This is a genomic window from Acinetobacter sp. 1000160 (assembly GCF_000588715.1).
In the GTDB taxonomy this organism is placed as follows: Bacteria; Pseudomonadota; Gammaproteobacteria; order Pseudomonadales; family Moraxellaceae; genus Acinetobacter; species Acinetobacter courvalinii.
Genome location: NZ_JFWP02000006.1, coordinates 69,012 through 90,615 on the forward strand (window position 1 = coordinate 69,012; position 21,604 = coordinate 90,615).

Genomic DNA, 21,604 nt, shown 5'->3' on the forward strand with positions numbered 1-21,604 from the left:
ATTTAACGCTGGTCGAGTGGCACCCAGTCAATTACCCAGGCTGATTTCATATTCAGACTATCATCAGTGGTAATTTTCTTACGGGTCGTATCCGCAGTATCACGGTCTTTGGCTGGGCCAACCATGATCCGAATACCTTTAGAGGTCGGGCTAGTGGTTACCTTATAGCCTTTAGCACGTAATTTCGATACCACGGCATCTGCATTGGCCTGATTGGCGGCCAGTGCTACTTGTACCATCCATTTTTTATCGCCGTTTTCCATCAGATCACGGGCTTTTTCAGCTTCGGCTTTCTTTTCAGCTTCTGCCTTACGCTTATCTTCAGCAGCCTTTTTGTCTGCATCTGCCTTACGTTTATCTTCAGCAGCTTTCTTATCCGTCTCGGCCTTACGCTTGTCTTCCGCGGCTTTCTTGTCTGCTTCAGCTTTACGTTTATCTTCGGCAGCTTTTTTATCCGCTTCTGCTTTACGCTTGTCTTCCGCAGCTTTCTTGTCTGCATCTGCCTTACGTTTGTCTTCCGCAGCTTTGCGATCAGCTTCCGCTTTCTTTGCCGCTTCTGCTTTACGTTTATCTTCTGCTAGCTTTTTATCAGCATCAGTCGTCTTTTGCTGGTCTGCTTTTAACTGTTCCGCTCGCTTCTTTTCATCCGCTTTGCGTTTGTCTTCAGCCAGTCGTTTTGCCTTGGCTTTTTCATCTTCAACCAGTTCAGGCGGGATATTGTCTGAACTTTCTTGTGCAGCGGTGCGACGTGCATTGATTGCCGCGTATTCTTCAGCCGCTTTACGCGCTGCTGCTGCTTCTGCTTGCTGCTGCATTTTTAAAAATTCAGCTGCACGTGCCTCTTGTTCAGCAACCGCTTTTTCACGAGAGCGACGTTGTTCTTCAAGCAAACGTTTTTCTGTTTCAACATCAACCGCCAAAGGTTGTAATGAAACCATTTCACTCTCTTGGGCAGGCTGAGCAGTTTTTGGCTTAGTGGCTGTTTTGGGAATAGGATGAGTAACGGTAGCTTGCGTATGATCTTGCTCTATTTCTTCATTACCTTTAAGAAGCAGTGCGGCCAATAAAACACCACCTCCTAATAGAACAACGCCACCCATCCAACGTTGTTTGTTATTCATCGACATTCTTCTAAATACTCCCAGACCGCTTCTAAAGTATGAAACGAACCACAGACTAAAATCAGCTGATTGTTATTACCTTGTTTCAGCACAGTTTCAAACGCTTGCTGGATACTGCCGAACTCATGGACCTGTTGCCCTTGCAATGCATCTTGAATCTGTTGCACTGGTGCGGCTCTAGGCACATCTAAATTAGCAATAAACCAATCTTTTACTGTTGTTTTTAGTAAATCAGTGACAGATGGAATGTCTTTATCTGCCAACATTGAAAATACTGCAACAACTTCTGTGTACTGTTTATTGTATTTTAGGAATTTTCGCAACTGCTTCAATAAAAATTCGACACCATGGGCATTGTGTCCAGCATCAAAAATAACCGTTCTATCCTGAATTTTCCTGATTTCAAAACGGCCTTGTAGACGTGCCTGCTGAATACCCGTTGCGATGGCTTGTTGTGAAATGTCTATTCCACTCACCAGTACAGCAGCAACCGCAGTCGAAATATTATCCAAAGCCAACTGACCAACAGGAAGTTTTAAGGTGCTACCAGAAGATGCAAATGACCATGTTTGTCCATTTTCATCCAGCTGATAGAAATAATCTTGGTTGAGTGTATATAACTGCGCTTGTGTTTCAGCCACCTTATCTTGAATAGCTTGTGGCAATTGTTGTTGCCCGGCAAAAATCACCGGAATATTCGGGCGAATAATCCCTGCTTTCTCGAAAGCAATTTTTTCGACCGTATCGCCGAGCCAGTCGACATGGTCTAAACCAATATTGGTAATTACAGCAATATCTGGATCAATCACATTGACCACATCAAGACGACCACCCAGACCGACTTCAAGTACCCAGATATCACATTGTTGCTGTTTAAAAATGACAAAAGCAGCCAAAGTGGTTGCTTCAAAAAAAGAAAGGCTTAATCCACATTCACGGCGAGCCTGATCGACCTGTACAAAAGCATCTATCAGACGCTGATCATCCACCTCGGCCCCCGCCAGTTTTACGCGCTCATTAAAACGGTAAATATGCGGTGACTGATATAGGCCCACCTTATAACCCTGCGCATTTAAAATTGCAGCTAGAGTTGTCGTGGTCGAGCCTTTACCATTCGTACCTGCGACGGTAAATACTTTCGCCTCAGGTTGCATCACACCCAGCTTTTCAGCCACAGGAATAACGCGTTCTAAACCTAAATCAATGCCTGTAACATGAACATGGCCCCAATAATCGAGCCATGTTGTTAATGTATCCGTTGAATGTGGAGCGTGCGGTTTCAAGGTAAGTTCATCAGTTTTGCAACAAGTCTGTATACAGTATCACGTAATGCATGACGATGAACAATTTGATCGACCACACCATGATCAAGCAAATATTCTGCACGCTGGAACGGTTCTTCCAGTTTCTCACGTACGGTTTGTTCAATCACACGCTTACCGGCAAAGCCAATCATCGCCTTCGGTTCAGCGATATGCACATCACCCAGCATTGCCAATGAAGCCGTTACACCACCATAAACAGGATGAGTTAACACCACCACATAAGGCACACGTGCTTCTTTCATTTTCTGGATGGCTGCTGCAGTACGTGCCATTTGCATCAAGGACAACATGCCTTCCTGCATACGTGCACCGCCCGAGGCTGCAAAACAGATCATTGGCTGGTGTAAAGCAATGGCACGTTCAGCCGCCTGAACAAAACGGTCGCCCACAACTGTACCCATTGAACCGCCCATGAAATCAAAATCAAAAGCACAGGCAACAAGGTCTAAACCTTTAAGCGAACCTTGCATTACCACAAGTGCTTCTGTCTCACCCGTTTTGTCTTGCGCTTCGCGCATACGATCTGGATAAGGTTTGCTATCCACAAACTTTAATGGATCTTTGGCATTAAATTCCTGACCTAACTCACCATTGACCTGATCAAAGAACCAGTTCAAACGATCACGCGCACGCATACGCAGGTGCTCATCACACTGAGGACAGACATAGGCATTAAATGACATGGCAGTACGTGTCACCAGTGCATGGCACTCAGGACATTCAATCGTAGGCTCAGTAAAGGTCGCTTTAAACGTTTGCTGTTGATCTGCCACCTGAATACCAGGAACATGACGCTCAGTCCAAGGGGTTGAAGGGTTAAGAACCTTCCCTGATGTTAACTCTTGACTCATACTAACTCATCGAGCGCAGCTCGAAGCTCCTTCACTTTATTCACCGTCTGTTGCGCAGCTTGATCTGCTGGCAATGTCGCAAAAGATTTAACGAAAGCACTTCCTACAATCACGGCATCGGCAACCTGACCCATCGCTTTTGCAGACGCCGCATCACTAATTCCGAAACCAACACCGACTGGTACACTGGTTTTAGATTTAATTTTTGCAATACGCGCTGCTGCTTCAGCAGTATCTAGGGTTGCTGCGCCAGTCACACCTTTGAGTGACACGTAGTAGACAAAACCACTTGCCTGATTGACCACATGTTGAATACGCTGGTCGGTTGAAGTTGGCGCAAGCAAGAAAATCTGATCCATTCCATTTTGTTTAAGAACTTCACCTAATTGCTGAGATGCTTCAGGTGGTAAGTCCACCAGAAGTACGCCATCAACACCACAGTCTTTCGCATAAGTCACAAACTTTTCATAACCAATCACTTCAACAGGATTTAAATAGCCCATTAAAACAACCGGTGTCGTTTGATCTTTTTCGCGAAAAGCTTTCACCATATCCAATGCATCTAAAGTATTGGTTCCACCTGCCAGAGCACGCTCAGCTGCCAAAGCAATTACAGGGCCATCTGCCATCGGGTCAGAGAACGGAAGACCCAGTTCAATAACATCAACCCCTGCCTCAACCATTTGATGAAGCAATGGAACAGTGACTTGTGGATGCGGGTCACCTGCCATTACATAAGAAACAAGCGCTTTACGTTGCTGAGATTTAAGCTGTTCAAAACGAGTGGCAAGACGTGACATAGGATTATGCTTTCCTGATTTATATAAATTAAGGAGTTGTTTATGGTCATTTAAAAACACTGCATTGTAACGCTATTTTTTGTTCATTGAACAGAGTTTGACGTGAATGCGACAGCGAATCCTGCGACTTACAACTCCCCTGCTACATTTATCTATATTTTGAGTTTTTTCTCAATGATCAAAGATTCCTAATTTCAGGCTGATCGCTTAGCATTTTAGAATTTCGCCAAGCTCCTTTATACTAGCCGCAATTTTTAAGTTTCCTTTTTATTTTATGTCTGCCCACTCTCCCGAAAAAGTACAAAGCAATGCCCTTGCTTTGCTGCCGCTATTGGTATTTTTGATCATCTTTCTTGGGAGTGGTCTTTATCATTCAATGATCGGAACTGAATTCGCCTTTTATCAGGTTAAAGCGCCTGTAGCTGCGATTCCTGCGGTGATTCTCGCCCTTCTGCTGTATAAACAGAAACTCAATACAGCGATTGAAGAATTCCTGCAAGGTGCCAGTCACCCGAATCTGATTCTGATGTTTATGGTGTTTATGCTGGCAGGTGCCTTTGCCAGTGTTTCCAGTGCTATTGGTAGCGTCGATGCGACGGTACAGTTAGGACTTTCGCTTATTTCGCCAGAATTTGTCTTACCCATGCTGTTTATCATTGCCGCCTTTATTGCTACGGCCATGGGTACCTCGATGGGTACCATTGCAGCCTGTGCGCCAATTGCCTTTGGTTTTGCTCAAGCGACTGATATTGCACCGGTCTATGCCATTGGTGCAGTGGTTGGTGGTGCCATGTTTGGCGATAACCTATCCATGATCTCGGATACCACCATTGCAGCTACCCGTAGCCAGAATGTTGAACTCAGAGATAAATTTCGGGTCAATGTCTGGATTGCACTTCCCGCTGCCGTCATCACCTTAATGGTTTATATTTCCATGAGCCATCAGGCAGAAGCCATTCAATCCAAGCCTTATGATCTCTGGCTGATTCTGCCTTATCTGGCGGTGTTCTTTCTTGCTTTTACCCGTCTGCATGTTTTGGCAGTGCTGATGATCGGCGTGATTTTATCGGGTCTGATGGGGCTGCTTGAAAAACCGGATTTTGATGTACTCAAGCTGAACAGTGCGATTTATGATGGCTTTGTCGGCATGTTTGAGGTGGCATTACTTTCCATGTTGCTGGGTGGACTGTCCGCCCTGATGCAAAAACAAGGCGGATTGCAGTGGCTAATTCAACGCATCTATGCCATTACCCGCCTATTTAAATTCGGTAAACAGCGTGCGGGTGAATTCGGTATTAGTTTTCTGGTGGTCTTCTCGAATCTATTTGTGGCCAACAATACCGTTGCGATTATTTTATCGGGCGATATGGCCCGTGAAGTGGCTAGAGAATACGGCGTAGATCCTAAACGGAGTGCAGCTTTACTGGATATTTTTTCTTGTGTGGTTCAAGGCATGATTCCTTATGGAGCGCAGTTACTGTTGGCCTGTTCGATTGCCAAACTTTCTCCGGTTGAATTAATTGGCAATATCTATTATTGCTGGATTCTTGCGGTTTGTGCAGTGCTTGCCATTGTCTTTAATTATCCGCGTTTAAAAAAACCATAGAAGATTTGAATTACTGCTCAAATCCCACTCTCAATAACGCTTCAATTTAGACAAGAATCTACTATCGAGGTAGGCGACATGGATGTCGCCCGTTGGACTAGCCTTGCGCTGCATTTCAAAGCAGGGCTTTAAAATTTGCTCAGGACGTACCGTCAGTCCAACAGAGGATTTTTGTTACTTTTCATCCCTGAAAAGTAAGGAAAATATCAAACCCATTTGTTTGTTTATAAATTAAACTACCTTAGCTAAACTCACTTATTAATTAAAAGTTTGATCTAAAATCTACAGAGATTTTAAAAACTGCTTAGGTGTAACGCCTGTCCAACGCTTAAACGCCCGTCCAAACGCACTCTGATCTGCATAATTCAGCCGCTCCGCAATCTCAGACAAAGACTTACCTTGTTGCAGATACAGCTTGCTCTGTTCTAGACGATACTGATCCAGCACATCCTGAAAATTCAAGTCATAGGCCTTCAACTGACGTTGAAGCGTTCGTTCAGAACAATGCAGACGCTTCGCCACATAGCTTTGCAATACTTCTTCCTGCTGCACTAAGCCCTGTTCAATCAGGCTATGGATTTTCTGTTTAAACTGCTGTTGCTGAACCTCAAACGAGCTGACACTGTTCAATGAATGCTGTGCCTGAGTAGACAGAACCTGATTCAACTGCTGGTCTGCCGCAATACTTTTTGCCTTTAAAACCTGATTGGAAAAGCGGATCGCATATTGGCCCTGCTGAATCTGAATCGGACAACCATAGAATTTTTCAAAATGATACATTGCAGTATGCGGGGCATAACCAAACTGGATCATCTGTGGTGGCACTAGAGCATCCTGCACAATCGATTGCGCGATTTTAAAAATCAAGGCCAGATTCAGCTCATACATTTCCCGATAGTCGCAATAAGATGCGCTCCAGACAATCTGGATATAATCTGGAAACTGCTGGACATCGAGCTGTTCCAGATTGGTTTGTTTAAATACCAGCGAGTAGTATCGTTGCAAGAGTTGAAGTGCCTGCTGGAGATCCATACTGGTTGAGGCCAGATAACCCATCAAACCCAAATCCTGCAAATTGGCATGTTCAGCCAAAACTAAAGTAATCGGACGGGTGAAGTGTGCTTGAGCTGCCTGTAACAATAACGCATAACGCTCGACATCGAAGTCACGCTCATCCGGATTTTCCAGACAGGCCTGAAAGGTTTGCCAAAGTTCAGGCGCAACAACTTTAGATAAATCAATTTGTTCCTGTTGCAAAACGCGATTCAACAAACGTAAATATCCAATGATTATTTTAACGGACATGGGCCAATCTCATCCTGAGCTGTCGTTATTTGTATAAAAATTGGCTGTAACTGTCAAAACATTTCATCGGACTTTTTCCATACTGGCGATATGAAGAAAAACAAGGAATAGCAAAGATGAATGCACATGTTTCCTATCAAGTTGATCCCGTGGTCAGAACCAAACTGGACTTCCATCTCGAGCAGGCACCCCGCTTCTGGTTCGGTGGCGACCCATTCCGTACCCGTATGTTTGATGCCCTCAGCCTGACCTTCCCCGATGGCGAGCGTTATTTTATTGAATGCGTCCGTTTATTCCGAGACAAAATTGATGATCCAGACTTGCAGGAACGTGTCGCTGATTTTATTCGGCAGGAAGCACAGCATGGTATCGCGCATGATAAAATGAACCAGATCATGAAAGATCAGGGGATGCCTGTGGAGCAGTTCACCACCCGTTTAAAGAAAATCTTTCGCTTTGAACTGAAGAATCGTTCTCCTCAATACAATATTGCCATGACCGCAGCTGCCGAGCATTTAACCGCACTGATGGCAGATACTTTCTATAGTAAAAAAGAAACGTTGGCAGAAGCCGATCCTTTTGTACGTGCGCTGTTTGCCTGGCATGCGATTGAAGAAATGGAACATCGAGATGTGGCATTTGATGTGATGCGTGAAGTCGGTGAAGTGCCTGAAGCAACCCGCCGCTTTGCCTTGGTCTTTACCACAGTGATGATGTTTGGTTTTACCTTGTACCGTACCGATGTGATGCTCAAAACTGATGGTTTTAGCTTAAGACAACGTTTTGATATGGCGCGTAAAGGTTTACCGTGGTTCTTTGGTCGTAACGGTATTTTGACTGCGAAAAGAGCGCAATATAGCGACTGGTTTAAAAAGGATTTCCATCCAAATCAACATCCGGTGATTCGCCAGTATGATGTCTGGATTGATACTTTAGCTAAGACCAATGATCCGATTGCAGCAGGTGAAGCGTTCTGGCAAGCGGGACTTTAGTTCATTAATCTAAAAAATCCCCTTTCAATTGAGGGGATTTTTATTTTCAGCATCACCACTTCGCATAATGCTGTTCTAATAAGCCATATTGATTATCTAATGCCACCAATTCAACCTGTTCATGGGCAATCGTCCCACTGACCTTAGCCTGCCATTGATTAAACTGGCTGCCAATTAAACGCAGATTAATATTTTCAAAACGGCACCAGCCTGTTTCAACCACCAGATTTAAACATCCACCCAAAGAACGAATTGACCAGGTATTTTCATTCTTTTGCTCGAATAAAACATCTGTCAGCGGATACAAACGCCCATTGACCCATAAGGCATTTTCGTTGCCAAAACTTTCATTCACACCTGAAGCGAGATTAAGACCAATACGACGATCTTGTGCATCGCGAAACTGGCAAGACAACCAGAACCAGGCTGTTTCAGGGCGCAGAAAACCACAGGTATCATCCAAAGCCGCAAGACTATAAGCATTAAATTCAATTTTTTGCTGAGCTGGACTAATGAAAAAGCCCTCAACCGCCAGTGTTATTTGCTTCTGGGTATAGGTCCAGCCATTAATCCCGGTCGGGCTACATAAACTCAAGGCGTCGGTCCCTGCACAAAAAATCCGGGCTTTTAGCTGGATCTCACCATGTTTGCTGACCTGAATATAACGCACGCCATTGGCATGCTGCATATCAAATTGATAGGCTGATTTTTTGAACGAACTTTGACTAAATAACGGTTGCTCATCCAGTTGTGTTTTGAATGCCAAAGGTTGAATTGCATTCCATTCAATCACCTTTTTAGTCTGGTGATCATAGACATAAAAGAACGCATGCCCGGCCCAGGATAGATCGACAATTGCCACGCCAATGCTGTAATGCTCATGTTGCAAGCCACAGAATTTAAATTTTTTATATTTTAGTTGTTTACGCCAGCCAGTTAATACCTGTCCATAAGGCGTTTTATAAATATAGTCATCCAGGTTAATCCTTGAGGGTACCTGATCAAAACGTCCATAACGTGGCTGACCATTGGTTTGTATCAAATCCATTCTTTCATTCCATGAGTACGGGTTTGCATCTGCTTCAATCATAAAGCTTAAGTGGACAAATTTGCTAATCGTTTTATCTGTAAAACTGATGACTTTGCCATAGTTCTTAGCGCTCAATCCAAGTGCTTGCCAAATGATTCTAGCTCATAATTTCATCAAACATTCATACAGAAGTTTTATTTTTGAAAACAATCTTATACCACCCGATCAAAAACAATGATGACCCAACAATTATTAAAAGCCAAAGTTCTCTGTCTGATGGTGCTGGCGTTAACGGCCTGTAATGATCATGACGATAATGATGGAACGCCAACAGTTGAACGCAAAAATCAAAATATCAACATTCTTGCGTTCAATGATTTTCACGGTAATCTTGAACCGCCCAAACGCTTTATAGAAGCAGATGATCCAAATGACAGTAGCAAAACGGTACGTATTCCTGTCGGGGGCGTCAGTTATTTTGCCGATGCGATTAAAAAATTACGCGCGCAATATCCAAACAATGCGGTCGTTTCGGCAGGTGACCTGATTAGTGCCTCACCACTGACCTCATCCCTGTTTCTGGATGAGCCGACCATTGAAACCATGAATGATATTCAGATTGATTTTAACGCAGTCGGCAATCATGAGTTTGACCGGGGTACCGATGAATTACGTCGCTTGCAGAATGGTGGCTGTCAGCAATATACCAGTACCAAACCCTGTCAGATCAATCCAAAATTTGAGGGTGCCAAGTTTAACTTCCTGGCTGCCAATGTCTCGATGAAGGCTGATCCCAACAAAACCCTGTTCCCTGCTTATAAAGTCAAAAGCTATGGTGGCATTCCGGTAGCCTTTATCGGCATGACCCTGAAAGCGACACCCAGCATTGTCTCGGCTGCGGGTATTAAAGACGTTAACTTTCATGATGAAGCCGATACGGTCAATGCCTTGATTCCAGAGTTAAAGAAACAAGGCATTGAAGCAATTGTGGTGGTAGTACATGAAGGCGTCGCACCCAGTACCAAGTTTAATAAGAAAACTTGTGATGGCCTTAGCGGTCCATTACTCGGTATCCTCGATCGGCTAGATCCTGCAGTTGATGTGGTGGTGTCTGGACATACCCATCAATCTTATATTTGTGATTACTCGACCAAGAATCCGCAAAAACCGTTCCTGCTCACCTCTGCCGGACAATACGGTACCGCCATTACCAATATTCAATTAGAACTGGATGGCAAAACAGGTGATGTGATTAAGAAGGATGCAAAACAGGTTCCGATTCAAAGTGAAGCCTATACTTCAGGCTCAACCACAGTGAACTTGACGGATCTATACGAGAAATTCAATAAAACCCCAAGTATTGAAGCCATTCTGGATAAATATCGTCAAGCCGTGACCAGCATTTCAGCCCGTGTCGTCGGCACCGCGGATGGTGTGATTAATCGTAATGCCACCGAAAGTGGTGAAAGTGCTTTGGGTAATTTAATTGCCGATGCACAGCAGGCCATGGCACTAACTGCAAGCAATCAAGGTTCTGACTTTACCCTGATGAATCCGGGCGGTGTACGCGCCGATTTACTGGTCAATACCAATAATCAGATTACCTTTGGTGATGTCTTTACCGTGCAGCCATTTGGTAATTCGATTGTGACATTAAGTCTGACAGGTAAACAGATTCGTGAGGTGCTTGAGCAACAATGGTCAGGTGCCAATGCAGCCACGGTACGTATCTTGCAGCCATCAAAAGAGTTCAGTTATACCTATAAGAAAGATGCATCGAGTTCACCACGCGCCAGCAATATCTTGGTTGCAGGACAAGGGCTGGATGATAGCAAGGTTTACCGTGTAACCGTAAACAGCTTCCTTGCCGATGGTGGTGATAACTTTACCGTCTTAAAACAAGGTAAAAATCCAGTCGGTGGCGGACAAGATATTGATGCCCTAGAACAATATGTAGCTCAGCATTCACCACTAACCGCACCTAAAACCGATCGAATCAAAGTCACACCTTAATCACATCAAAAATAAAAACAGGGAAGCAATTGCTTCCCTGTTTTTTCTAAAACCATGCTTAAGCTAAGGTGAGATAAGTATTTTCCCAAATCATCGGACTAAATTCACCTTGAACCAAATGGATATAACGCCCTGCGATATGATCTATCGGAATGCAATCATCGACATCCACGACACGATCGGTATGCGGCTTATGCCAGTGTTGTTCAATGAACTGTTTACCCAACTGTTTTGCCGCCACTGCATCAGCTGCAACGACAAGATGATAGCTATGCAATTCACCAAAAATATTTGGCGTATAGCCGCCCAAATTAATCAAATACAGCTTTTTATCTGATGCTGATGGTGCCACATCGGAGAAGTGAATCTGATAATTCACATCTTGCGACTGCACACCTGAAATCTGCGCCCAGGCATCAATATGCAAACCTTTTAATTCACCAAACCAGGCCTGTTTCAACTGGGGTGTAAGCTCACACAAGCTATGACCAATTGCCATCACCACATCATGTACTTCGGTGTTGGCACGCGCATGACGGCCACCCAGCATCACCATAAACAGACTTGGCATCTTAAGACCTACATATCTACCATTTCAACGCCATCAATCCGTGCAACCGTCATCAGGTCTTTATCGCCACGGCCTGAAACTGTCGCAATAATGATTTGATCTTTCGACATGGTCGGTGCAAGTTTAGTGACATAAGCCATCGCATGTGAACTTTCCAATGCAGGGATAATACCTTCAATCTTGGTGAGATCACGGAAACCTTGTAAGGCCTCATCATCATTGATTGGCACATATTCCACACGGTTCATATCTTTGAGGAAACTATGTTCCGGACCTACGCCTGGATAGTCCAGACCAGCAGAAATACTATGTGTTTCAATGATCTGCCCTTGCTCATCCGACATCAAATAAGTACGATTACCGTGTAATACACCTACATGTCCTGCATTCAACGGCGCAGAATGTTTACCAGTTTCGATGCCATGACCTGCGGCTTCAACACCGTACATTTTCACATCTTGATCATTCAGGAAGGGATAGAACAAGCCCATCGCATTTGAACCACCGCCGACACAAGCGACCAAAGCATCTGGCAAACGCCCTGCCTGTTCCTGGATTTGACGGCGCGCTTCACGACCAATAATCGACTGGAAATCGCGAACCAGTTGCGGATATGGATGAGGACCAGCCACAGTACCAATCACATAATAAGTACTGTCAACATTGGTGACCCAGTCACGCATCGCCTCGTTCATGGCATCTTTCAAGGTTTTTGAACCACTTTGTACCGGAACCACCGTCGCGCCCAACAAACGCATACGGTAGACATTCATGGCCTGACGTTTTACATCTTCAGCGCCCATGTACACGACACATTCCATACCCAGACGTGCTGCAATGGTTGCCGTCGCCACGCCATGCTGACCTGCACCTGTTTCCGCAATGATGCGTTTCTTACCTGACAACTTTGCCAATAAAGCCTGACCAATCGTGTTATTGACCTTGTGCGAACCGGTATGATTCAAGTCTTCACGTTTCAGATAAATTTGTGCACCGCCGAGGTGCTGAGACCATCGCTCGGCATAATACAGCGGACTCGGACGACCAACATAGAACGCAAGATCACGATCAAACTCTGCTAAAAACTGTGCATCATTCTTCATACGACCATAAAGACTTTCGAGGTCTTCAAGTGCAGCCATCAGCGTTTCTGATACAAAACGTCCACCATGAATACCGAAATGCCCTTGCGCATCGGGAAACTGGGTGTAATCAATCATCTGATTTTCTTGATTAGAGTTTTGCTGATCCACGTTGGACTCCTTGCATAAATTTTTCAATGAGTTGTTGGTCTTTTATACCTTTTGCGGACTCGACGCCTCCGCTGACATCCACAGCAAAAGCAGCTGTGGTATCAATAGCTTCACTGACATTTTCAGGGGTTAAGCCCCCGGCCAGGATGAGTGGAATATCGAGTTGGGGAAATTGCGTCCAGTCAAAACTGTGCCCTGTCCCACCTTTTAGCTCAGGATGCCAAGCATCTAATAACACTGCACTGGCGCCCGCTACTTGATAGCGCTGGATTTCAGCGACCACATCCAGACCAGGTTTGACCTGAATCGCTTTATACCAGCGACGTTTGCATTGCGTTGCGATGAATTGGCATTGTTCTGGCGTTTCATCGCCATGTAGTTGTAATACATCCAGAGGAACCGAATCAAGCACCGTCTGGATTTCTTCAGCAGTTGCATTTACAAATAAGCCGACGAGCTGTACATAAGGCGGGACCTGCTTTGCCAATGCTTGCGCCTGCTCAATACTGACATGTCGCGGACTTGGCGGAAAAAAAACAAAGCCGATCGCATCTGCACCAGATTGTACAACGGCGTGAATATCTTGTATTCGGGTAATTCCACAAATCTTGGCGCGAGTTCGCATCTGGCTTTGGCGCATGAGCTGTCCAATTTAGTCTGAATATTTTTGAAGCTCTCGCATTGTAATGCAATTTGACTCACTTTGTGCAAAGTTCATTCTGAAATGCAATTGTTTAAGAAACGTTAACACTTTATACTTTGCGTAATCTTGCAACAAGTCTAAAGCAATTTCTTTTGCTTATAGGGAAGTTGGTGAAATTCCAACACTGCCCTCGCAACGGTAACACTGAATTACTCATCCCAGCTCAACGCCAAATCACTGCATCGGAACGATGTGGGAAGATGATGAGTACAATCATTGATTTGATGATTTATAGTGAAGTCCGGAGACCTGCTTGTTGTGTATTTCCACTTTATCATTCACGACGGGTGAATGTCTGGAGCACGCATGTCTACTGTTTTTCAACCGACTCGTTTAGTTGGTGCTATCGCTATTGCGATGGGATTTTCTTCACCTGCTTTTGCTCAAGATCAAGCCAGCGATAAAACTGCGACGCTAGATACGATTGTTGTGACAGCATCTCGTTCTGAAGAAAAATTAAAGAATGTTCCTGCACGCCTTACAGTGATTGATCAAAAGATCATTGAACAAAATCCTTTATTAAATATATCTGATGTGATTCAACGTGATCCATCAGTGTATGTCAAACAAAGTGGTGGCTTAGGACAAATTTCTGAGATTTCACTTCGCGGCACCAAATCAGTTCATACACTCGTTCTTAAAGATGGTGCTCGTCTAAATAGCCAAAATGAACTTGGCCCATTATATCCAGCTTTTTTAGACACAACAGATGTTCAACAAGTTGAGATATTAAAGGGACCTGCATCTGTACAATATGGTAGTGATGCGATTGGGGGTGTTGTTCAGCTAATTTCAAAAAAGCCTGAAAAAACAGGAGCAGATTTAACTGGTATTTATGGGGAAAACAATACTTATAAAACGATAGCCAATGCCAATTTAGTTACTGATCAAGGTTTTTATGCCCAAGTAGGTGGTCAGCGCTTAGAAAGTGATGGTACGCGTATCTTTGAAAGCCAAGCTAAAAATGAAAAAGCTGGTTATGATCAGAAAGGTTACCATGCCAAAGTTGGTTTTTATCAAGAAAATAAAATAGATGCTTCTGCATCGATTAGTGAAAATAAGGGAACTAATATTTTCAGTAATGACTATATTACCAATACAGCACAGCGATTATTTGAAAATCGTGTCATTAATACTAAGGTTTCCTACAATCTCCTGCCTGATTTAGTCATCAATGCACGTTATTCAAATGCGCAAGATAAGCAAAATGTGCCGGCTTATGGCTCGCGCTATGACACTGAAAATAATGAAGCTGATTTAAACCTAAAATGGAAATTTACACCAAATCAAAATATCTTAGTTGGTGCAACATATACGGATGCAAATTATCAAACTAACACAATTCTAAAAGGTGATCAGAGTGTTGATAGCACAGGCTATTACCTACAACACCAATTTAAAAATGAGCAATTTGATACGCAAGTAGGTGTTCGTTTAGAGGACAATGAACGTTTTGGCAATCATACCGTTGGACAAGCTGCGATTCGTTATCATTTCTTACCGAATGCAAGTGTTTATGCAAATATTGGTAGTGCATTCCGCGCACCAACACTAAATGAACTCTATTCACAATGGGGTGGCAACGAAAACCTTGCTCCAGAAGAAAGCACATCTTATGAAATCGGTTCTGATTACGCTATCACACCGAATATAAGTACTAATCTTTCTGTTTATCATACAAAGATTAAAAATCTCATTACCAGTAATGCCGGTAAAAATGAAAATATAGCGAAAGCGAATTTCACAGGCGGTGAAGCTGGTATTAAATGGCATCAGGATGATTTATTTTTATCAACACAATATGCTTATGTGAAAACGGAAAATGAAGCGAATGAACTAGAAATTGCTTATCGCCCACGTCAAACTTTAACAGTTAGTACAGGGTTAGAAAATGCAACTTATGGGATCAGTGCATCAGTAATCGCACGTGCTAAGTCTTATGCAGATAAGGCAAATACGACCCGAGTACCTGGCTATGCAACCGTAGATTTAAATGCTTATTGGAATATCAATCCAAATGTGAAGGTATTTACTAACATTCAAAACGTAGGTGATGTTGAGTATCGTGAGGTATTAAATACTTATCCTTCAAATGATTGGTACATTAATACCGGTCGCCTAGCCTCTGCGGGTGTCACATTCCGTTATTAATCCTGCGCTAAAATAATAAAAACATTTTCTTAACTCCAGTTTCGGGGTAATGTTCTGACCGACATTATCCCCTTTTTATTTTCAGGATCAGAGAAACAGAACTATGGGACATCGTTTAAGTAAAATCTATACACGTACAGGCGACTCAGGCACCACAGGTCTGGGAGATGGTTCACGTGTTGCCAAAGATGATTTACGCATTGCTGCACTCGGTGATGTCGATGAACTGAATGCAACCATTGGTGTGCTTCGCGCACAAATCAGTGCCAGCCCGATTGAAAATAAAGCGCATTGGGATAAAAGCTTAAGCCTGATCCAACACTGGTTGTTCGATCTAGGTGGCGAAGTCTGTATTCCAAACTATCACCTGCTTCAACCGGTATGCATCGACTTTCTGGAAAAAGAAATCGACCACATGAATGAGTCTTTACCGATGTTAAAAGACTTCATTTTGCCATCAGGTACTTTGGCATGCAGCTATGCCCATCAAGCCCGTGCAGTGTGCCGTCGTGCAGAACGTGCCTTATTGTCGGTACATCATCGCGACCAGAATATTCAGGCGACTGCGCTACAATTATTGAATCGCTTATCCGACTGGTTATTCGTTGCCTCACGTGCTTTACAACGTGCCGAAGGTGGTAGTGAAGTGCTATGGCAAAAGAATATTAACGACAGTATCGATCAAGCATAATTTTTCAATCAAGGCAGAGACAAATGCGAATTATTGGTCATCGTGGTGCGCGTGGTGAAGCTCCTGAAAATACGTTAGGTGGTTTTCGTTATCTGCATGATTTAGGCGTACGTGCAGTCGAGTTTGATGTACGCCAACTGAAAGATGATCAACTGGTCGTCATCCATGATGATGACTTTGTCCGCACTGCGGGTCGTTCCCAGCAGGTTGAAAGCTGCAATTTATTCGAAGCACAGCAATTCGATCATCGCCATCAATGGCAGGCATGGGCCTTTGAAGAATATACCCCTAGCCTTCCCCATGTTCTTGACTGTCTCACTGACTTTGAACATATCGAAGTTGAAATTAAAGCCGTTGCAGATGATGCAGCAGCTGAACGCTTGGTCTATCAATTACATCAAGATTTAAAAGGTTTTGAGCAAAGCGCAACCATTACCAGTTTTGATGTCAAAATTTTAGCTGCTTTACAGCGCCATCAAAGTCATTTTAAGCGTGGATTATTGGTTGAAATTCCAATTGGAGAATATGCGATTGAACTGGCGCAGCAATATGGCTGCTGTCAGATTGGCTGGGGAGATGCCTTGGCGACAGATGAAATCATTGAACGGACCCAACAGGCTGATCTTGCAATTAGCGTCTGGACAGTGAATGAGGTTGAACGTGCCAAGCACCTGCAGCAGTTGGGTATTCAAGGTTTAATTACCGATGTTCCAAGTACCATGTTGCAACATTTAAAATAACAAAAGGCGGAATTTATTCCGCCTTTTCTTTTATTTCTTATGCTGGGCCTGAATCAAACGTTGCCCTTTTGCATCTAATAAATACAGGTTTGCACCATCCAGCTGGAAACGTTCAACCCGTTGAATCGCATCCATCAAATCTGCCTCTTGCGCTAAAGCACGGTTACAACTCTGGTGCTGTGCCATCACATCAAAATCCAGTTTACGCTGGGTAAAATCATATTTATAACGACCATAAATATTGTTGCAGCCCGTATGCCCTGACACCATCTTTGAAACCGAGTTAAGCTGAAAACCGGGATACTGGTTAAAGAACAACGCGCGTTTGCCATGAATGGTGGTAATTTGCCAATCCACATCCTGAACACCATCAGTACTTTTACGGACTTGCATGGCAGGTGGCTGTGTCACCCGTTTTGGCTGCAAGCTATGTTTTTGTGCGGGCTGCGGTTGGCTTTGGCAGGCTGCAAGCATGACAGCAGCAGAGAATATTAAAGTTTTGTTAAAAAATGCCTTCAAAGAAAAAATGGGATTTTTCATAGTATTTTGCTCAGACATTGATTTATTTCACCTTTTAATTCATTGATCAAATTTACAAATGAATTCTGTTACTGTTCTTTCGATACAACTGTACAATAATACTAGTGCTAATCGATTTGGGCATGCTAATATCAGTGATAAAATAGCAATATATCGTCATGATTGGTTTTGCTATCTCGTTTAGTTTTATTATCTTGTACAAACAAGGTTTTTAGGAGCGCTGACGGATATGACTTCCGCCCCACTCAAAAAGGCACCCATTAACTGGACTGCTAGCATTACCTTAATTGGCACACCAATTCTTGCCGCTATTTTAATCCCTTTATATGCTTATTATTATGATTTTAGTGTAAGTGCTTGGGTGAGCATGATCTTCCTTTTGGCGCTGAGTAGCCTGGGCATTACGGCCGGTTATCATCGTCTTTGGGCGCATCGTGCCTATGAAGCGGCATTACCGCTGAAAATTTTATTGATGATTGGCGGTACCTTTGCTGTGCAGAACAGTATTTTGTTCTGGGCTTCAGGTCACCGCACCCATCACCGCCATGTCGATGATGTCGATCAAGACCCGTATTCAATTAAACGTGGTTTCTGGTATGCACACTTAGGCTGGATGATTCGCGATCACTCACCATCTGAACCTGATTTTAAAAATGCACCTGATTTGCTCAATGACAAATTGGTGATGTTCCAGCATAAATATTATGTGCCAATGGTCATCGCTGTTCATGTCGGTGTACTGGGCTTAATCGGATGGGTGACTGGCGACATCTGGGGCGTGATTTTATTGGGTGGTTTATTACGTTTAATCATCAGCCACCATGTGACCTTCTTCATCAATTCACTTTGCCACATGTGGGGCAAACGTCCTTATACCGATGAAAATACCGCACGTGACAACTTTGTTTTGGCTATTTTCACTTGGGGTGAGGGTTATCATAACTATCATCACATCTTCCAGTACGACTACCGTAATGGCGTGAAATGGTGGCAATATGACCCAACCAAATGGTTAATCTGGACCAGCTCAAAGCTTGGTTTAGCGAAAAATTTACGTCGTATTCCAAGCTTTAATATCAAAAAAGCTGAACTTGCGATGAAGTTTAAATATGCGGAACGCGATCTTGCGATCTATGGGCATGATGTCAATACCGACATTGTGCAAATGAAGCAACGTATTGCTCAGGAATATGAAGCATTTACCCATACCTTAAATGATTGGGCTAAGCTGAAAGAACAAGAGCTTCAAGCGAAAAAAGCAGCCATGGCTGAAAAAATCCATCAAATGGATCACAAGCTGAAAGTTGATTTCCAGTTACTTGAGCATCGTTTAAGTCATCACCGTGAATGTTTGGAAACCTTGATGCGTAACATCAAAAAAGCGCCTGTTTCTGAATAACAGCATAGCAATTAAAAATGGTCTCAAATTGAGGCCATTTTTTATATCTGCTGTTTCATCCCTCTGTTCTACGCTTCCCCATTGCATCGGTTAATTTGTTATAGTCATAGGTCAGTCTTTCAAGATGATTCGCTTATGCAATTTAACCCTCGCTATGATTCTTTAAATCCGAAGCTTTATCATCAGCAACAACCTAGTCCGTTGCGTGGTGCCAAAGCAGGCCATTTCAATGAAGCCTTGGCAGATGAATTGCAATGGAGCGAAGAAGATAAAGCCAATTGGGTGGAAATCTGTAGCGGACAAAAAACCTTTGCCGAATTTCCCCCACTCGCCATGGTCTATGCAGGGCATCAATTTGGACAATGGGCAGGACAACTCGGTGATGGCCGGGGTTTGCTGATCGGACAAATCCTGAATAAACATGGCGAAACCATTGATCTACACCTCAAAGGTGCTGGCTCTACCCCTTACTCGCGCATGGGCGATGGTCGAGCCGTCCTACGTTCAGTCATTCGTGAATATTTAGCGGGTCATGCCTTAAATGCTTTGGGTGTGGCATCAAGTCATGCAGTCGGTTTTACCAGTTCAGCTCAAGGCGTACAACGCGAAACCCTAGAGCTAGGGGCAATGTTATTGCGCACCTCCGAATGCCATATTCGCTTGGGTCATTTTGAATGGATCAATCAATATGCGCCTGAACTGTTGGCTGAATTCACGCAAAAATGTATCGAATGGCATTATCCAGAATGCCTTGAAGCTGAACATCCAATTCTGGTATTTGCTCAAGCCGTGATTGAACGAACTGCGATCATGATTGCCAAATGGCAACTGGTCGGTTTTGCACATGGGGTGATGAATACCGACAATCTCAATATTACCGGTTCAACACTGGACTTTGGCCCTTACGGTTTTATGGAACGTTTCCGTCCAAACTGGATTAACAACCATTCCGATTATCAGGGCCGTTATACTTATCAGAACCAGCCAAGCATCGGGCACTGGAATCTGTGGACATGGCTAAACAACCTGATCCCATTAGCATCGGCCGAAGATAAAGAACAGTTCAAACTAGATCTGGCGAGTTGCCTAGAGAAATTTGAACCCACCTTTTTGCAGCATTATGGTCAGGGACTCTGTCAAAAAATGGGACTGCCGCATTTCCATAAAGACAGTCTGGATTGCAGCTTTGCATTCTTGAGAATTTTGCAAACCGAGCAACTGGATTACACCCAAAGCTTTATTCGTTTGCAACAGCAAGATTATAAAGCTTTAAGAGATGACTGTATTCATGTGCAACAGTTCGACGATTTCCTGACACATTACCAGAATATCCGTCAACATCAGGATACGCATGAATTAAACCAGCAAATGCAACAGGCCAATCCGCAGTATATCCTGCGCAATCATATGGCGCAGAAAGCCATTGAGCAGGCTGAACGTGGTGATTTTAGCGAGGTTGACCGTCTATTTAAGCTGCTGAATCAACCCTATCAAAAACAGCCTGATCTGGAAACTGAAGCAGATACGGCTCCTTTACCAAGTGATGTACCAGAGGTAATGGTGAGCTGTTCATCTTAATTTTGAGTCGTTGTGGTTCGCTTGGGTCGCGATTGCGGCTCAGGTGAGCTATTTATTTTAAAAAGAAGAACATCATGAAAACTGGATTGATTGTTGGATCTGTGGTTTTAATTATTTTATTGGCACTGGCTTTTTATCATTATGGCAAGTTCATCCCCACATTTGCAGCAACCCATACGCCACTTTCAGCTGAACAAATACAACAGCTTAAACAGAATAAACCCGTGACCTCAATTGAAGTCTTTAAGCGCCAACGTATTCTGCAATTAAAACACCAACAGGAAGTCATTCGCAGCTATCCGATACGTTTAGGCTTTGATCCGATCGGACATAAACAGTTTGAAGGTGATGGCAAAACGCCTGAGGGAACCTATTCTATTGATTGGCGCAATCCACAAAGTGCGTACTATAAGTCTTTGCACATCTCCTACCCCAATAAAACTGATACGACCTATGCCCAACAGCATAATCGTTCTGCGGGAGGAAATGTGATGATTCACGGGACAGTGCCGACACGTGCCACCTCATTTCCTGCCAGTGCACGCTATATGCCACGCAAAGACTGGACCTTAGGCTGTATTGCAGTGACCAACTCGGATATAGACGAAATATGGCAACTGGTTGCTGATCATACACCGATTATCATCCACCCCTAATGGGGACAACGCTCAGACGAGCTTGCGGATAAAGGCGATGATCAAACCGGACAAGGCTTATTCAGGGGATAAGTTTTCAAGTTAGAATCAATCTCGTTTCAGCAACCTAGCTCACCACAAGTGATTGTAAAGTAATGTAATCTTAATTTGTGCAGAATTCAGTGATGTTTCATTCAAAACCAGAAAAGCAGATAATTTCTACAAAATCTTTAAGAAACTATCCACATTTTCTGTGGATAACGCTGTGGTTATCCACAGGATAAAACTTTTTGCCGTGCT

General features: G+C 43.6%; 19 protein-coding genes and 1 riboswitch. Of the genes, 9 read left to right on the forward strand and 10 right to left on the reverse strand.

Annotation, left to right across the window (positions count from 1 at the left end; genetic code table 11):
* Positions 1 to 2: 2 nt before the first annotated feature.
* The 4 genes from J699_RS05860 to trpA are packed head-to-tail and all read right to left on the reverse strand — an operon-like array spanning position 3 to position 4,097.
* Positions 3 to 1,127, reverse strand: a complete 1,125-nt coding sequence (locus tag J699_RS05860; protein ID WP_032870050.1) for an SPOR domain-containing protein — start codon at positions 1,125 to 1,127, stop codon at positions 3 to 5.
* Positions 1,118 to 2,404 (reverse strand): bifunctional tetrahydrofolate synthase/dihydrofolate synthase, encoded by a 1,287-nt coding sequence (gene folC, locus J699_RS05855; protein WP_032870053.1) that lies wholly within the window; start codon positions 2,402 to 2,404, stop codon positions 1,118 to 1,120. Before folC ends, J699_RS05860 begins: the two co-directional genes overlap by 10 nt.
* Positions 2,401 to 3,297: an acetyl-CoA carboxylase, carboxyltransferase subunit beta gene (accD, locus tag J699_RS05850; protein WP_004775442.1), complete on the reverse strand. Its 897-nt coding sequence runs from the start codon at positions 3,295 to 3,297 to the stop codon at positions 2,401 to 2,403. Before accD ends, folC begins: the two co-directional genes overlap by 4 nt.
* Positions 3,294 to 4,097: a tryptophan synthase subunit alpha gene (gene trpA / locus J699_RS05845; RefSeq protein ID WP_005226895.1), complete on the reverse strand. Its 804-nt coding sequence runs from the start codon at positions 4,095 to 4,097 to the stop codon at positions 3,294 to 3,296. The genes accD and trpA overlap by 4 nt, the downstream gene beginning before the upstream one ends.
* Positions 4,098 to 4,371: 274 nt before the next feature.
* On the opposite strand from trpA, the gene J699_RS05840 reads away from it, so the two are divergent.
* The gene (locus J699_RS05840) at positions 4,372 to 5,703 is read left to right on the forward strand and encodes a Na+/H+ antiporter NhaC family protein (protein ID WP_005226894.1); all 1,332 of its coding nucleotides are present in this window, start codon (positions 4,372 to 4,374) and stop codon (positions 5,701 to 5,703) included.
* 282 nt (positions 5,704 to 5,985) lie between these two features.
* Here J699_RS05840 and J699_RS05835 read toward each other — a convergent pair whose 3' ends face one another.
* A complete protein-coding gene (locus J699_RS05835) occupies positions 5,986 to 7,008 on the reverse strand; it encodes an AraC family transcriptional regulator (protein ID WP_032870055.1) in 1,023 nt (340 codons plus the stop codon).
* Positions 7,009 to 7,124: 116 nt separating this feature from the next.
* Here J699_RS05835 and J699_RS05830 point away from each other — a divergent pair, with 116 nt between their 5' ends.
* Positions 7,125 to 8,000 (forward strand): metal-dependent hydrolase, encoded by an 876-nt coding sequence (locus J699_RS05830; RefSeq protein ID WP_005226892.1) that lies wholly within the window; start codon positions 7,125 to 7,127, stop codon positions 7,998 to 8,000.
* Between the two features lie 52 nt (positions 8,001 to 8,052).
* Here J699_RS05830 and J699_RS05825 read toward each other — a convergent pair whose 3' ends face one another.
* Entirely contained in the window at positions 8,053 to 9,048 is a 996-nt protein-coding gene (locus J699_RS05825; protein WP_032870206.1) for a DUF2804 domain-containing protein, read from the reverse strand.
* Positions 9,049 to 9,264: 216 nt separating this feature from the next.
* Here J699_RS05825 and J699_RS05820 point away from each other — a divergent pair, with 216 nt between their 5' ends.
* Positions 9,265 to 11,043: a bifunctional metallophosphatase/5'-nucleotidase gene (locus tag J699_RS05820; RefSeq protein ID WP_032870060.1), complete on the forward strand. Its 1,779-nt coding sequence runs from the start codon at positions 9,265 to 9,267 to the stop codon at positions 11,041 to 11,043.
* A 58-nt stretch (positions 11,044 to 11,101) separates the two neighbouring features.
* Here J699_RS05820 and J699_RS05815 read toward each other — a convergent pair whose 3' ends face one another.
* Genes J699_RS05815 through J699_RS05805 form a run of 3 tightly spaced genes read right to left on the reverse strand, consistent with a single transcriptional unit; the run spans position 11,102 to position 13,507 of the window.
* Complete coding sequence (locus J699_RS05815; protein WP_032870062.1) at positions 11,102 to 11,614, reverse strand: DUF1543 domain-containing protein; 513 nt, start codon at positions 11,612 to 11,614, stop codon at positions 11,102 to 11,104.
* An 8-nt stretch (positions 11,615 to 11,622) separates the two neighbouring features.
* Positions 11,623 to 12,834, reverse strand: a complete 1,212-nt coding sequence (gene trpB, locus J699_RS05810; RefSeq protein ID WP_171070879.1) for a tryptophan synthase subunit beta — start codon at positions 12,832 to 12,834, stop codon at positions 11,623 to 11,625.
* Between the two features lie 13 nt (positions 12,835 to 12,847).
* Entirely contained in the window at positions 12,848 to 13,507 is a 660-nt protein-coding gene (locus J699_RS05805) for a phosphoribosylanthranilate isomerase (protein WP_032870067.1), read from the reverse strand.
* 119 nt (positions 13,508 to 13,626) lie between these two features.
* Positions 13,627 to 13,842, forward strand: a riboswitch (cobalamin riboswitch).
* Positions 13,843 to 13,876: 34 nt separating this feature from the next.
* Between J699_RS05805 and J699_RS05800 the strand changes: the two genes are divergently transcribed.
* From J699_RS05800 to J699_RS05790, 3 genes are all read left to right on the forward strand, one after another.
* Positions 13,877 to 15,721, forward strand: a complete 1,845-nt coding sequence (locus J699_RS05800; RefSeq protein WP_032870069.1) for a TonB-dependent receptor plug domain-containing protein — start codon at positions 13,877 to 13,879, stop codon at positions 15,719 to 15,721.
* A gap of 103 nt (positions 15,722 to 15,824) precedes the next feature.
* Positions 15,825 to 16,412 carry a cob(I)yrinic acid a,c-diamide adenosyltransferase gene (locus J699_RS05795; protein WP_032870071.1) on the forward strand — a complete coding sequence of 196 codons (588 nt, stop codon included), beginning with the start codon at positions 15,825 to 15,827 and terminating at the stop codon, positions 16,410 to 16,412.
* 23 nt (positions 16,413 to 16,435) lie between these two features.
* Positions 16,436 to 17,152, forward strand: coding sequence for a glycerophosphodiester phosphodiesterase (locus tag J699_RS05790; RefSeq protein WP_032870073.1), 717 nt, complete (start codon positions 16,436 to 16,438; stop codon positions 17,150 to 17,152).
* A 30-nt stretch (positions 17,153 to 17,182) separates the two neighbouring features.
* Here J699_RS05790 and J699_RS05785 read toward each other — a convergent pair whose 3' ends face one another.
* Positions 17,183 to 17,710, reverse strand: a complete 528-nt coding sequence (locus J699_RS05785; protein ID WP_032870075.1) for an META domain-containing protein — start codon at positions 17,708 to 17,710, stop codon at positions 17,183 to 17,185.
* 211 nt (positions 17,711 to 17,921) lie between these two features.
* Between J699_RS05785 and J699_RS05780 the strand changes: the two genes are divergently transcribed.
* The 3 genes from J699_RS05780 (at position 17,922) to J699_RS05770 (ending at position 21,325) form a co-directional block, all read left to right on the forward strand.
* Positions 17,922 to 19,091: an acyl-CoA desaturase gene (locus J699_RS05780; protein ID WP_032870077.1), complete on the forward strand. Its 1,170-nt coding sequence runs from the start codon at positions 17,922 to 17,924 to the stop codon at positions 19,089 to 19,091.
* A 135-nt stretch (positions 19,092 to 19,226) separates the two neighbouring features.
* Positions 19,227 to 20,669, forward strand: coding sequence for a protein adenylyltransferase SelO (locus J699_RS05775; protein ID WP_032870079.1), 1,443 nt, complete (start codon positions 19,227 to 19,229; stop codon positions 20,667 to 20,669).
* Positions 20,670 to 20,743: 74 nt separating this feature from the next.
* Positions 20,744 to 21,325 (forward strand): L,D-transpeptidase family protein, encoded by a 582-nt coding sequence (locus J699_RS05770; protein WP_032870081.1) that lies wholly within the window; start codon positions 20,744 to 20,746, stop codon positions 21,323 to 21,325.
* Positions 21,326 to 21,604 lie beyond the last annotated feature (279 nt).